Consider the following 12275-nt stretch of genomic DNA (forward strand, 5'->3'; position numbering starts at 1 on the left):
ATATGATTACACGTGAATATCAAGTTATCGATGATATCAAAGTTTTTGACAATAATATTATCGAAGAACATCGCGATTATAATGCACAAGGCTTAGATAATCTTTATCAGGCTGAGGAATATCATTTTTGGTTTATTGCAAGAAAAGAGTTTATTTTTTCTCAAATTAAAAATATAATCGAAATGACATCAAATATCATTGAAATAGGTGCTGGAACTGGTAATGTTTCACGATATTTGCAATCTCATGGCTGTCAAAACCTTTGTGTTGGTGAGCTGCATTTAAATGGGCTTAAATATGCTAAAAGCTATGGAATTGAAACATGTTATCAATTTGACTTGTTGAAATCACCTTTTCAAGAAGAATTTGACGGTGTATGTATGTTTGATGTATTAGAACATATTGAAAACAATACCTTGGCATTACAAAATGTTCATACTATGTTAAAAAGTAATGGCAAAATAATTTTGACTGTTCCTGCACACATGTGGCTTTGGAATAGAGATGATGCCATAGCCGGGCACAAAACAAGATACACAAAAAAAAGACTAAATAAAATTTTAGAAGAAGCTGGATTTGAAATTATTATATCTCGCTATTTTTTTATTTTCATCGTTCCTCTACTTTGGTTAAGAAGATTACTAAATCGAGATCATCACAAACAAGTCATTAAAGAAGAATATACTCAAAAAATTTCTATTAACCCAATTATTAATACTATTTTACTTTTTATTACACGTATTGAAAACAAACTAAACAATTTTTTACCGAATATGTTTGGTGGAAGTCTATTAATAATTGCGAGAAAAAAATGATCCCATTTAATAAACCACCATTTACCGGGAATGAAGAGCGTCACGTTCTAGCTTCAATGAAGAGCGCGAAAATATCCGGAGATGGCGAATTTACCCGAAAATGTCACCAGTGGTTTGAAGAACAGCTTCAATGTTCAAAAGCTCTCTTGACAACTTCCTGTACCCATGCCCTGGAAATGGCAGCCATTCTGATTGGTATCGAACCCGGTGACGAAGTCATCATGCCGAGCTATACCTTCGTGTCTACCGCAAATGCATTTGTGCTAAGAGGAGCAAAAATCATTTTTGTCGATATTCGTCCAGATACCATGAATATCGATGAAACGCTAATCGAAGCCGCTATAACTCCTCGTACCAAAGCAATCGTACCGGTGCATTATGCCGGCATAGGATGCGAAATGGATACCATAATGGAAATCGCCGAGCGCAACAATCTGTTCGTCATAGAAGACGCTGCCCAGGGGATGATGTCTGAATATCGAGGAAAGCCTCTTGGTACAATCGGCCATTTGGGAGCATATAGCTTCCATGAAACCAAAAACTATACCAGCGGGGGAGAAGGCGGACTGCTCATCATCAATGACCCTCATTTTATAGAACGGGCAGAAATCATCCGTGAAAAAGGGACGAACCGAAGCCAGTTCTTCCGGGGTATGGTCGATAAATACAGCTGGGTCGATATTGGAAGCAGTTACTTACCCAATGATATCAGTGCCGCATATTTATGGGGGCAGCTTGAAGAAGCTGAAACGATCCGGACTGATCGCTTGCAAAGCTGGCAAACCTATTGGGATAATCTCATCCGGCTTGGCCTCGAAACATGGCTAGAATTGCCTACCATACCGGAGCATACGCGCCATAATGCTCACATGTTTTATATCAAAACAGCCAATTTAACGGAACGGACAGCCTTATTGTCATATTTGGGAGAACATGGCATCAATGCCGTATTCCATTATGTGCCACTCCACAGTGCGACAGCAGGGATAGCATATGGCCACTTTTTTGGAGAAGATCTTTTTACCACTTCTCAAAGCGAACGGCTTATCCGCCTGCCAATGTATTTTGGGATACGGAAAGAAGAAATTGAGTATGTTGCAAATACAATTGCAAAATTTTATCAGTGATTGGAGCAAGCCATTTGAAAAAAATTAGCATTATGACGGCATGTTATAACGAAGAAGAGAATATTGCCGAAGTTTATAAACAAGTCAAACGTGTTTTTGAATCCAAGTTGTCAGAATACCGATACGAGCATGTGTTTATCGACAACGCATCCGAAGATCGAACGGTTGAAATTTTGCGGGGCATCGCAGCGAATGATCTGAATGTAAAAGTGATTGTCAATGCGCGTAACTTCGGGCACATACGATCGCCGTTCCATGGCATCATGCAGTGTAACGGGGATGCTGTCATTTCCATCGTCGCCGATTTACAGGATCCACCGGAGATGATTGTCGATTTTGTCCGCCAGTGGGAACAGGGATATAAAGTGGTTATCGGTGTTAAAGAACAAAGCTATGAAAAAAAGTGGATGTTCAAATTGCGGGAAGCATATTACAATCTGCTGTACCGTCTTTCGGAAGTTGAAATATTCAAGGGGTTCACGGGATTCGGCTTGTATGACAAAAAGATCATTGACTTTTTGCGTGAATTCGATGATCCGTATCCGTTTTTTCGGGGGATGATCGCCGAGATTGGTTTCAAAGTGGCGAAAATTCCCTACACTCAACCCGCACGCCCGCGCGGTATTTCGAAAAACAATTTTTACACCCTATACGATATGGGAATACTGGGGATTATCAATAACTCCAAGGTCCCGCTTCGCATCGCGACGCTGCTGGGATTTGCACTTGCCTTGATCAGTTTTGTCACGGCGATAGGGTATACCGTGGTGAAATTGTTGAACTGGGACAGTATGCCGCTGGGGATTGCTCCGCTGATTATCGGCACCTCGTTTATGTTCGGCGTTGTCCTGTTTTTTTTGGGAATCATTGGCGAATACATCGGTGCGATTTACACTCAGGTGTTAAAACGTCCGCGCGTGTTTGAGCAAGAGCGGATCAATTTTATCAAGGAAGATTAAGTGAACTCCTATCCAGAACTACTAAGCTTTACCATTCCAACCTATAATCGTTCGGATTTTTTGGAAGAATGTCTCGATGCACATATCCCGGTCGCGCGCAAATACAATCTCGAATTCATCGTTTTAGACAATGCTTCGACAGACGACACTCCAATCATTGTTCAAAAAAAACAGGCTGAATACCCACATATACGCTACTATCGGAACGAAACGACCATTGATCCCGACAGCAATTTCAAAAAGGCATTGGAACTTTCAACAACCAAGTATACATGGCTACTTGGCGACAGCTATAGATTGCCGGATGCCGGAATTGAATTTTTGCTCCCCTTGTTATCTTCCGAAGAGAAAAAGTTTGATGCAATCGTTTTTAACCTTATTTCTTCTCGACGAAATAAAAGTCAAATATATACTGATGCCAATTTGATGTTTAAAGACTTGGGAGCCATAATGACTTCTATCAGCAGTCTCATTTTCTCCAAAAAGTTGATTCAGAATGCTGATTTTGAGCGCTATAAAGATACCAATTTTCTCCAAACGGGCATTATTTTCGATTACATCGCAAAGCATCCGTTTAGAATTAAATGGATTCAAGAATACTCTGTCGAAAGTCTGAATTACCAGAAAAAAAAGAAGATTGCATGGAGCAATCAGCCTGTAGTTTTTGAAATTGCATGTAAACGATGGCAAAACTTTATTTTCAGCCTCCCGGATGTTTATTCAGAAGAATCGAAATTGAAAGTGATCCGTGACTTTGGTGCACTTTCGGGGATTTTCTCTTTTCGAAATCTTTTAAATCTTCGAAAGAAAAAAATTCTTACCTATGATATTTATTTAAAATATCAGCCATATTTTCAACGTGCCACCACTTTCCCGGAATCTATCGTTAAAATTATTGCCTTTTTACCGATCCCCGTGATACTGGTGATACGTTTTTTGGCCAAAGTTTATGCCAAGTCTGGTCAGTTCGAAAAATACTGGAAACGTTTTAAAAATCGGTTCAGTTAGAAATCCGACTTTATTACAACGTTGATTTTAACTGTTCGAATTTTTTCAATTCGTCCAGTTTTTCCCACGGATAGTCGCTTTGTCCTACCTGTCCGCGGCTGGCGACGTCGGCGTAGAGAAACGTCTCTTCGCTGGGGTGGTCAAGATCGAATTTGCGGGTAATCCAGTTTGGTGTCAGCGGGAAATTGTCCATTACGAATTGAGAAAGAGTATCGTCGTTTAGCCCTTCGACTACGGTTCCGTAGGTGTCGACCGCAACCGAAGTCGGTTTGGCGACGCCGATCGCGTAGCTGATCTGTACGACGCATTTTTTTGCCAGACCGGCTGCAACGATGTGTTTGGCCAGCCAGCGGCCGGCATACAATCCTGAACGGTCGACTTTCGTATAGTCTTTCGAACTTTGTGCACCCCCGCCGATAGGAGCGTATCCGCCGAAACTGTCGACGATGAGTTTACGCCCGGTCAGGCCGCTGTCGTGCAGGCTCGAATGGGAAACGTATTTACCTGTCGGATTAATGTGGATAATACAGTCCTTCGGATCGAAAAGCTGCGTCGGAAGACCGGTGTCGAGAATCAGTTCCATGATCAGCTCGCGGACCTGCTCGATGTTCATTGTGTTGACGCACGGTGCTGATACGACGATGGTGTGAATTTTCTGCGGTTGGCAGTTTTCGAAATTCTCTTTTTTGCCGTAGTCCATCGTCACCTGGGTTTTGATGTCGACACCCAGCTTGTGCGGATGGGCGAGGGCATAGTGGTAGACTTTTTCCATCAGCATGCGGGCATAGGTAATAGCGCTGGGCATGTAGTTGGCGGTTTCACTGTCGGCGTAGCCGAACATGATCCCCTGGTCCCCGGCACCCGTTTCGCCGTCTGCCTGGTCGACACCCTGATTGATGTCGGGGCTCTGGCGGTTGAGGAGAACCTGTACCTGTACGTCATCAGGATGGAGGCACTCTTCCCGGGTAAAATGGGGATGGCCGTTGTAACCGATTTTTTTGAGGGCATCAAGGGCGATTTGTTTGTACTCTTTAGTGCTAAGTTCGACTTTGGAGGTTACTTCTCCGCCGATAATGACGTGTTTTCCGGCCACGAAGACTTCGCTGGCCACCCGGCTTTTGGGATCGCCGATGATAAGACGGTCGACGATGCTGTCGGCAATAATATCGGCACATTTATCCGGGTGTCCCGGGCTGACTACTTCACTGGTAAACAGGTACATACGTTTGATTTTCTCCGTTTGCTCGATTCGCTGATGATAGCTGTCAAATATTGTAGACAAAAACAACTTAAATAGTGGCAAAATCGGTACTTTCAGGGTTTCTTTGTTATTATCTTCACCTATAATTTATCCAACATACGGCGGGCCATGGGAACAAAAATATGCGAACTGTGCCTCTCCCCTGATCTGGGAGGGCTGGAACTTTATATAATGCGCGCGGCGCATTATCTTCAGGGGCGCTGTATCAGCGTCATTAACGAAAAGGGGAAGCTGATGGAATATTTTTCCAGCAGCGGGGAACGTCATGTGGGGCTGAAACGTCGCAATGTCCTGCTTTCGTGGATCGGGGCGCGGGAATTGGCCCGCATCATCGACGCCGAAGAGGTCGATGTGCTGCATCTTCACTGGACGAAAGACCTTCCTCTCGCGATTACCGCAAAGCTGCTCTCCAAACGCAAACCCAAAGTTGTGCAGTCTCGGCACATGACGATGACCCGTTTTAAAAACGACGTTTATCATCGGTTCATCTACAAAAATCTTGACATGATGCTCGCCGTGACGCAGCAGGTCAAATCCCAGATCGAGAAATTCGTCCCGGCCGAAGTGCGTCCGCGTACCGAGGTGCTTTACATCGGCGCCGAACAGCCTCCCCTCATCGAACCCGATGAAAAGCGCTCCCGCCGTGATCGGTTGGGTTTGGGGAATGCTTTTACGGTAGGTATCGTTGGGCGCATCGAGCCGCCCAAAGGGCAGCATCTGGTACTGGAAGCGGTTGAAAAACTCCGCGCGGAAGGGATAGACGCGAAAGCGCTGATCGTCGGGCACGCAATGGATGAGGGGTATCTGGATTCTTTGAAGGGGCGTTATCCTGACGTCGGGGTTTTTACCGGCTTTACGAAAGAGGCGCAGGCCATGATGCAGTTGTGCGACGTAGTAGTGCTGGCAACCGAAAAAGAGACGTTCGGGCTGGTGCTGATCGAGGCCATGATGTGCGGAGTCTGCGTTGTCGCCAGCCGGAGCGGCGGGCCGCTGGAGATCATCGATGAGGGTCGTAACGGTTTATTGTTTACGACGTTCGACGCACAGGACCTGAACCTCAAGCTCCGAGAGTTGTACGATGCCCCGGAATTCCGGGTGCATCTGGCGCAGGAGGGAAAACGCAAAGCGCTCGATGTGTTCGAAAGCAAAAAACAGTTTGAACGGATGACTAAAATTTTTGAAGAGATGCAGCAATGAAACTATGGTATGAAAAAGGGGCATGGGCAACCCGAAAAGCCAGAGAAACGGCGGCTTCGATGTCGCCCGAATCGGTTCGCTCGATTGTGGTGATTCGTCATGCGGCGATCGGGGATATGATGGTGATGCGACCGTTTCTGATTCAGGCGAGGGAGTTCTTCCCCAACGCGAAGATCACGTTGAGCATCGTGAACAACTATGCCTACGGTGCGCCCGAGGACCTGGTCGACCGCGTCCACGTGGTCCACAAGAAAAAAGAGGGGAAAAAAACGACCTACGCCGAACGCCTGCGCGACATCAAGGCGCTCGGGGAACACGACATCGTGTTCGATATGGCCGATACCTCGTTGTCCGGGATCATCTGCATGATGACCAAGGCACGCCTGAAAATCGGCTTCCCTTATCGCAGGTTCAAAAACAATCTGTTTTACGATATCGCCATTCTGCGTTCGGACCTGGTACCGGAGGTGGAAACCCTGCTGCACATGCTTTATATCCTCGGAGCCCCGAAAAAGCAGATGCTCGAATACGGTTATCCGCCCTATGAAACCAATCAGGAACGCCCCTACATCGTCTATTTTACGACCGCGTCGCTGGGCTGGAAGTGTTGGCCTCAGGAACGTTTTGCCGAACTGATTGAGCGATCGGTGGAAAATTATCCCGATTTCGAGCATGTGGTTCTCGAAGGGATCCGCGATTACGAAAAAGTCGATGCCCTGATGGAGCGCCTGAGCGCTTACCCGAGCGTTCGCAAGCTTGATCCGATGCCGCTGGAGGAGTTAATGCCGTTTTTGGGGAAAGCGCGCATGGTCGTCAGCGGCGATACGGGAATCCGCAATATGGCTATTGCCGCCGGAACACCGACGGTCGGGATCTTTTTCTTTACCGTCCCCTACCGTTATCTGCCGATCGATGAACGCCATCACGCCGTTTTCAATGCCGAGGGAAGGGAGCCGTACAGCGAGGAAGTTCTACGCTTAATGGCGCGGAAACTACACAGCTGATGGGGAGATCAGCTTGGAATCTTCGGGGCAGGGTTGAACGAGCGTAAGCGAGATGAGAAGTATCAATACTTTTCCGACTTCGGAAGGTATCAGAATGATGGAAGGTAATGAAACGATTGTGATTGTGAATGCCAAGAGGTATTGAATGTATTTCAAGCGTGAATCAGGTTGAATATATCGGATCATTTGATAAATGATATTAAAAAAAATCAAAAGCCCAACGATGCCAAATTGTACGAGAGTGTCCAGATACTCACTGTCGAAGCTTGCATGATCGCCGCTATGATAATTCATATAAAGCATATTTTTATTCGCAGGATCGGTTTCTTTCCTATCTATAATTTTGAACACTTCTGCTATGTGATCTCCCGTTCCTACACCGAAAACAGAGTTTTCTTTGATGACTTCCCAGCCGTAAAGATAGTATGCAATGCGCATACCTTCTCCTGAAGTATAAGAAGCATTGAAGGACTTTCGGGTTTCTTCCGCGATGGCTGAAAATCGGTTTTTGAATATTTCACTATTTTCATAAGCGATAAGATAGGTTGTTCCTAGAAAAGCAACGATGATTAATATGGCCCGAAATAGGTATTGGCGAAAAACATACCCAATTGTTAATGAGATACTGAGACTGTATAAAATGTATCCCAACCGGGATGCAATTAAAAAGACAACGCTACTGACACCGAGAAACAGGATAAACAAGGCAGCATTAAAGAAAAGACCGGGATGCCGATTTTTGAGCAGTGAAAAGAGAAGAATATTTGCCGTTATACTTAAGCTAATGCTGTAAGCAGTATAGCTGACCATGAACGGAACATTGACGTGCATGGCCGGATGCAATTCGATCAATGGGACGTAGTCTAACCATGCTGATACCGGGTAATCAAAAAATAGCAGGTAGGATGTGAGTGCACTGAAAATGATTCCAAGGATAAAACTTCCGAGAATCATGAAGACAAACCGTTTTTGAACAATCATGTAAATAATAATTATATGAAGAATGTATTTGAATTCTTTGAGTTTAAAAAATGCTGTTGCAATGTGTTCGCTTCCTAAAGTCCAAAAAACGTACATTGTATAGAAAAGGATGAAGGAAATAATGACTTTGTTTTTAAGCGCATTGAAAAACTTCTCTTTTAGGTTCCCACTAAAAAACATGATTAGTGCTGCGGCAATAAAAATTTGCGTTGCAGTTTTCGGTGCAACCGGGAGTAAAAAAGCGTAAAGTATCAGCAGATAGTTCGCGGCTAAAGCCGATTGTTCCCGATATGGGCGAATCGCCTCAAAAGAAAATAGCCGTAACATCATGGACGGTTCGCGCGTATAGTCTGATTATAGCGCAGGCTCTCTTTGATCGGGGCACCGCGCAGGAAAAAAGCAAAGATATTCCATCCCCCCTTTTTGGTAGCGACGCGGCGGAGGAGTTTGAAAAAGAGGGCGGTTTTGATCAGCATCCGGGGCAATCCCTGAAAATGTTTGTCTATGAGGAGGTTGTAGGAGATGTAAAATTCTCTTTCGAGGGCGGGATTTGTACCCGAACTGCCTCCACCCTCGTGGAACACTTCGGCGTAGGGGAGAAAATAGACCGTTCGTCCGCTGTTCCATACCCGTTTGCAGATGTCTTCTTCTTCGCAGTAGAGGAAAAAAACCGTGTCCAGGCCACCGAGCGCGCAAAAAACGTCGGCGCGGAAAAACATGCACGATCCGCTGATGATTTCGACCTGGGCAGGGAGTTCCAGACGTGCTTTGTTGCTGGGAAAAGGGTTTTTGGACAGCATCCGATGGGCGCTGTTCCCGAACCATTGTTTGACGACCGAGGGGAATTGTTTGTAGGATGAGGAAAAGTTGCCGTTTTCATCGGTAATCTTGGCGGTCAGGGCCCCGGCGTCGGGATGCGATTCCATAAATTCTTTCATGACGGTGGCAGCGTCGTTGAGAAGGAGGCAGTCGTTATTGATAAAGAAATAATACCGTCCCGATGCGACGTTGACCCCCAGCATATTTCCTCCCGCAAACCCGCTGTTGATCCGGTTGCGTAGGAGTTTGACCGAAGGGGAGCCCTCGAGCGCGCTGTGTAGACGGTTATAGTCTTCGGCCTCGGAGGCGTTGTCGACGACGATGATTTCGTACGACGTTTGTCCGGAAACGCGGGACCGGATACTTTCAACGAGTGCGATCGTATGGGCCGACGAGTTGTAGTTGACGGTGATGAAAGAGATGTCGAGGCCGTTCATCGCAAGAGTGTTTCCAGCCGTTTTCGGATGCTGTAAAAGAATTTTTTATTGATGAAGCGGTTGAATAGCGGTGCGCAGGTGATAAGCATCATGGTACAGGTGGTGCGGATCGCCATCGGGCGGATGATCCGTGCGTATTTGTCCATAAAGGCGTTTTTTGACGCAAAAAAGCTTTCGTTACAGTTGCCGCCGCTTTTGTGGTAGAGATGAAAATCGATGACATAGGCATTCCAGCCGAGGATATTGGCAAGGGTACACAAGTCGGTGGCGTAGAGATGAAAACCTTTGAGATCGTGAGAAAGCGCCAGGTTGGCGTCGTTTTTGACCAGGAGAAAATTTTCATCGAGACTGCGGGCCCGCGCGGGGAGGGTCCCGATTTTCTGGTCGGCTCCCCAGGGATCGGTGATCCGGTAGAGTTTGGTGCTGAAATCACCGTAACCGGCATTTCCCAAAACCGCCCAGTCGGGGTCGAGCCGGTCCATCTCCGCAATCCGCTCCGCCAGAACACCGATGTCGTCAAACTCAAGCAGGATATCCTGATGGCAGACGATGATGTATTTGCCGGAAGCACGATTCAAAAATTTGTTCAAACCGCTGTACCCGTCCTCGGTGTTCCCGTTTGAGTTGTCGACGTATAAAAATTCGGTGTTGGCATCGGTGAAACCCGCACGGTTGAACGACGCGACCATATCGCGGTATTCCGTATGATCGGTAACGAGGGTACAGACGGAATAAGTGAGAGGATAGGTCGAATCATTCAGGCAACGCATTTAGCAAGCCCCTGGAGAGAGTTTCTCGATGCCGTTGACGCATACGAAGCGGTTTTCATCGAAGTTCGCTTTGAGAATGCGGTTATTGATGATCCCTTCTTCTTCGGCAAAGCGTTTTTTGTGCCACAGGTGCATCATGCAGGCGTTGTTGCGGCACGATTTGAGCTCGATCCCCAGGCCGCGGAAACGCCATCCAAGGTCAATATCCTCTCCCACGGAAGGGAGGCGGTAGGTTTCATCGAAGCCGTTGATTTTGAGCATGTCTTCTTTAAAGCACGAGAAGTTGCAGCCGATGATGTAGCGGACGTAGCGTTTGGTGATATTGCTCAACAGACTGCCCGAGGAGAAATAAAAACCTTCTTCAACGTGTCTTGCACCGTCTTTCACCATCCATGGCAAATGCCACAGGAAATGTTTTTCAAGCTGTGCAAAGGGGAGGGTATGTTGTTTGACTTTGGCCGTATATTCCGGCCCCAGTTCGAAACGTTTCCCGCACAGGACAATCCCTTTTTGCGCGTTTTCGACGTGGCCTTGGATAAATGTGCTGTAAGGTACGCAATCCCCGTCGATGAAGATCAGATATTCATGGCTTGCGGCTTTGATCGCGTTGTTCATGGCAATATTTTTCCGCCACCCCTCGTCGGCCTGGGTCAGGTGGACGAGATGGGGGAACCGCCCTTTTTGCGCCGCCACGAATTCCGCCATTTCGTTAGAATCGCCGTCTTCGGAAATGATGATCTCATCGGGCGCGACGCTCTGGTGTTCGAGGCTGTCGAGGATGAACCCGAGCGCTTCGGTGTCTTTGTAGACCGAGATGATCAGGGTTGAACGGGGATAGGGCATAGGGGGATTCTCCGGAATGTAATGGCCTTATTTTACAGGATATTAGCTGATTTTAACGCTGAGAGTACCGTTTCGGCTGAAAGATCCTTCATGCAGACGTTGTCGGTGCACGCTTTCATCGTCGGGGTTTTGTAACACGGCGAACATGCTAACCCCAACGAAAGAATGTGGACTTCGTTCGTTGCCGAACGATAGGGACCGGTGACGTGAGCGGGGGTGGGACCGATCAGGCAGAAAACGGGGGTATTCATCGCCGAAGCGATATGTGCCGTTCCTGTATCGGTCACGACAAGGGCCCGCGCATGGCCGATGACGCTGATCATTTCGGCAACGGTCGTGCGTCCGACAAGATCGATGACGTTGGGAGGATAAGGGCGGATTGCTTCGAAAAACGGTTCTTCCCCTTTTCCGCCGACGATCACGATGCTGAGATCCGAGGGGAGAAGGGCAATGAGCTTTTTCCAATGGCTTTGCGGCCATGCACGGTAGTTCAGGCGGCTTTTTTTGTTGTGCGAGTTGCTGGGGCTGAGGACGATGTAGCGCTCGGGCAGCTGGAGTTTTGCCTGTACCTCGGGAAATTTTTTGCCGATAATCCTAGGAGCGGCCTGTTGAAGGACGTCTTGGGTAACGACCGGGGCGTAAAACGATTTGCAGATATCGACCATATGGTCATTTTCTCCGAAAACGGGCTGCTCAAAAAACCATCCGCTTTTGTGGCGTGCCCGGATGGCGTTGCACAGGGTTCGGAACTGTTTACCCATCTCGAAATTGATGAACAGGTCGTACGGATTCTGTCGCGATGCACGGATGATGGAGCGTTTTTGCGGGCTAAGCCACACGGGGAGTTTTTTATGCCTGAGATGAAAAATATGGTTGATGCGGGGATCGTTTTCAAATAATTTCGCGGTTCCGGGCGTCGTGATAAAGTCGATGACCACTCCGGCACCGTATTCGGCACGGAGGGCATCGATGACGGAGGTCGCGTACACCAGATCCCCCAGCGCTCCGCAGCGCAATACCAAAACCCGTTTGATGTCCTCGGGAATATGCATCG

12 protein-coding genes are annotated in these 12275 nt (G+C 47.1%); 6 read left to right on the forward strand and 6 right to left on the reverse strand.

The genetic code is table 11. The features are described 5' to 3' along the window. The first annotated feature begins 2 nt into the window (after nt 1-2). The 4 genes from AB1763_10505 to AB1763_10520 are packed head-to-tail and all read left to right on the forward strand — an operon-like array spanning nt 3 to nt 3909. Nucleotides 3-815, forward strand: coding sequence for a class I SAM-dependent methyltransferase (locus tag AB1763_10505; protein ID MEW5833256.1), 813 nt, complete (start codon nt 3-5; stop codon nt 813-815). After that, the gene (gene rffA / locus AB1763_10510) at nt 812-1942 is read left to right on the forward strand and encodes a dTDP-4-amino-4,6-dideoxygalactose transaminase (protein ID MEW5833257.1); all 1131 of its coding nucleotides are present in this window, start codon (nt 812-814) and stop codon (nt 1940-1942) included. The genes AB1763_10505 and rffA overlap by 4 nt, the downstream gene beginning before the upstream one ends. A gap of 14 nt (nt 1943-1956) precedes the next feature. Beyond that, the gene (locus AB1763_10515; protein MEW5833258.1) at nt 1957-2901 is read left to right on the forward strand and encodes a glycosyltransferase family 2 protein; all 945 of its coding nucleotides are present in this window, start codon (nt 1957-1959) and stop codon (nt 2899-2901) included. After that, on the forward strand, nt 2902-3909 hold the full coding sequence (locus AB1763_10520; GenBank protein MEW5833259.1) for a glycosyltransferase family 2 protein: 1008 nt from the start codon (nt 2902-2904) through the stop codon (nt 3907-3909). A 13-nt stretch (nt 3910-3922) separates the two neighbouring features. On the opposite strand, the gene metK is transcribed toward AB1763_10520, so the two are convergent. Then, on the reverse strand, nt 3923-5131 hold the full coding sequence (gene metK, locus AB1763_10525; protein MEW5833260.1) for a methionine adenosyltransferase: 1209 nt from the start codon (nt 5129-5131) through the stop codon (nt 3923-3925). Between the two features lie 147 nt (nt 5132-5278). Here metK and AB1763_10530 point away from each other — a divergent pair, with 147 nt between their 5' ends. Both AB1763_10530 and AB1763_10535 read left to right on the forward strand, forming a co-directional pair. Continuing rightward, nucleotides 5279-6367, forward strand: coding sequence for a glycosyltransferase family 4 protein (locus AB1763_10530; protein MEW5833261.1), 1089 nt, complete (start codon nt 5279-5281; stop codon nt 6365-6367). After that, nucleotides 6364-7371, forward strand: a complete 1008-nt coding sequence (locus AB1763_10535) for a glycosyltransferase family 9 protein (protein ID MEW5833262.1) — start codon at nt 6364-6366, stop codon at nt 7369-7371. The genes AB1763_10530 and AB1763_10535 overlap by 4 nt, the downstream gene beginning before the upstream one ends. Here AB1763_10535 and AB1763_10540 read toward each other — a convergent pair. Genes AB1763_10540 through AB1763_10560 form a run of 5 tightly spaced genes read right to left on the reverse strand, consistent with a single transcriptional unit; the run spans nt 7360 to nt 12273 of the window. Then, nucleotides 7360-8682 carry an O-antigen ligase family protein gene (locus AB1763_10540; GenBank protein ID MEW5833263.1) on the reverse strand — a complete coding sequence of 441 codons (1323 nt, stop codon included), beginning with the start codon at nt 8680-8682 and terminating at the stop codon, nt 7360-7362. The genes AB1763_10535 and AB1763_10540 overlap by 12 nt on opposite strands. Further along, on the reverse strand, nt 8679-9608 hold the full coding sequence (locus tag AB1763_10545; protein MEW5833264.1) for a glycosyltransferase family 2 protein: 930 nt from the start codon (nt 9606-9608) through the stop codon (nt 8679-8681). Before AB1763_10545 ends, AB1763_10540 begins: the two co-directional genes overlap by 4 nt. After that, nucleotides 9605-10378, reverse strand: a complete 774-nt coding sequence (locus AB1763_10550; protein MEW5833265.1) for an acyl esterase — start codon at nt 10376-10378, stop codon at nt 9605-9607. The genes AB1763_10545 and AB1763_10550 overlap by 4 nt, the downstream gene beginning before the upstream one ends. Continuing rightward, nucleotides 10379-11221, reverse strand: a complete 843-nt coding sequence (locus tag AB1763_10555; protein ID MEW5833266.1) for a glycosyltransferase — start codon at nt 11219-11221, stop codon at nt 10379-10381. It abuts the gene before it with no gap. A gap of 32 nt (nt 11222-11253) precedes the next feature. Beyond that, nucleotides 11254-12273 (reverse strand): glycosyltransferase family 9 protein, encoded by a 1020-nt coding sequence (locus AB1763_10560; GenBank protein MEW5833267.1) that lies wholly within the window; start codon nt 12271-12273, stop codon nt 11254-11256. Between the last annotated feature and the right edge of the window lie 2 nt (nt 12274-12275).

The organism is Campylobacterota bacterium, from assembly GCA_040752835.1.
GTDB lineage: Bacteria > Campylobacterota > Campylobacteria > Campylobacterales > Sulfurimonadaceae > Sulfuricurvum.

Coding starts and splice junctions, on each gene's coding strand:
- AB1763_10505 (MEW5833256.1), top strand. CDS start 3: ATGATTACACGTGAATATCAAGTTATCGATGATATCAAAGTTTTTGAC.
- rffA (MEW5833257.1), top strand. CDS start 812: ATGATCCCATTTAATAAACCACCATTTACCGGGAATGAAGAGCGTCAC.
- metK (MEW5833260.1), bottom strand. CDS start 5,131: ATGTACCTGTTTACCAGTGAAGTAGTCAGCCCGGGACACCCGGATAAA.
- AB1763_10530 (MEW5833261.1), top strand. CDS start 5,279: ATGGGAACAAAAATATGCGAACTGTGCCTCTCCCCTGATCTGGGAGGG.
- AB1763_10535 (MEW5833262.1), top strand. CDS start 6,364: ATGAAACTATGGTATGAAAAAGGGGCATGGGCAACCCGAAAAGCCAGA.
- AB1763_10540 (MEW5833263.1), bottom strand. CDS start 8,682: ATGATGTTACGGCTATTTTCTTTTGAGGCGATTCGCCCATATCGGGAA.
- AB1763_10545 (MEW5833264.1), bottom strand. CDS start 9,608: ATGAACGGCCTCGACATCTCTTTCATCACCGTCAACTACAACTCGTCG.
- AB1763_10550 (MEW5833265.1), bottom strand. CDS start 10,378: ATGCGTTGCCTGAATGATTCGACCTATCCTCTCACTTATTCCGTCTGT.
- AB1763_10555 (MEW5833266.1), bottom strand. CDS start 11,221: ATGCCCTATCCCCGTTCAACCCTGATCATCTCGGTCTACAAAGACACC.
- AB1763_10560 (MEW5833267.1), bottom strand. CDS start 12,273: ATGCATATTCCCGAGGACATCAAACGGGTTTTGGTATTGCGCTGCGGA.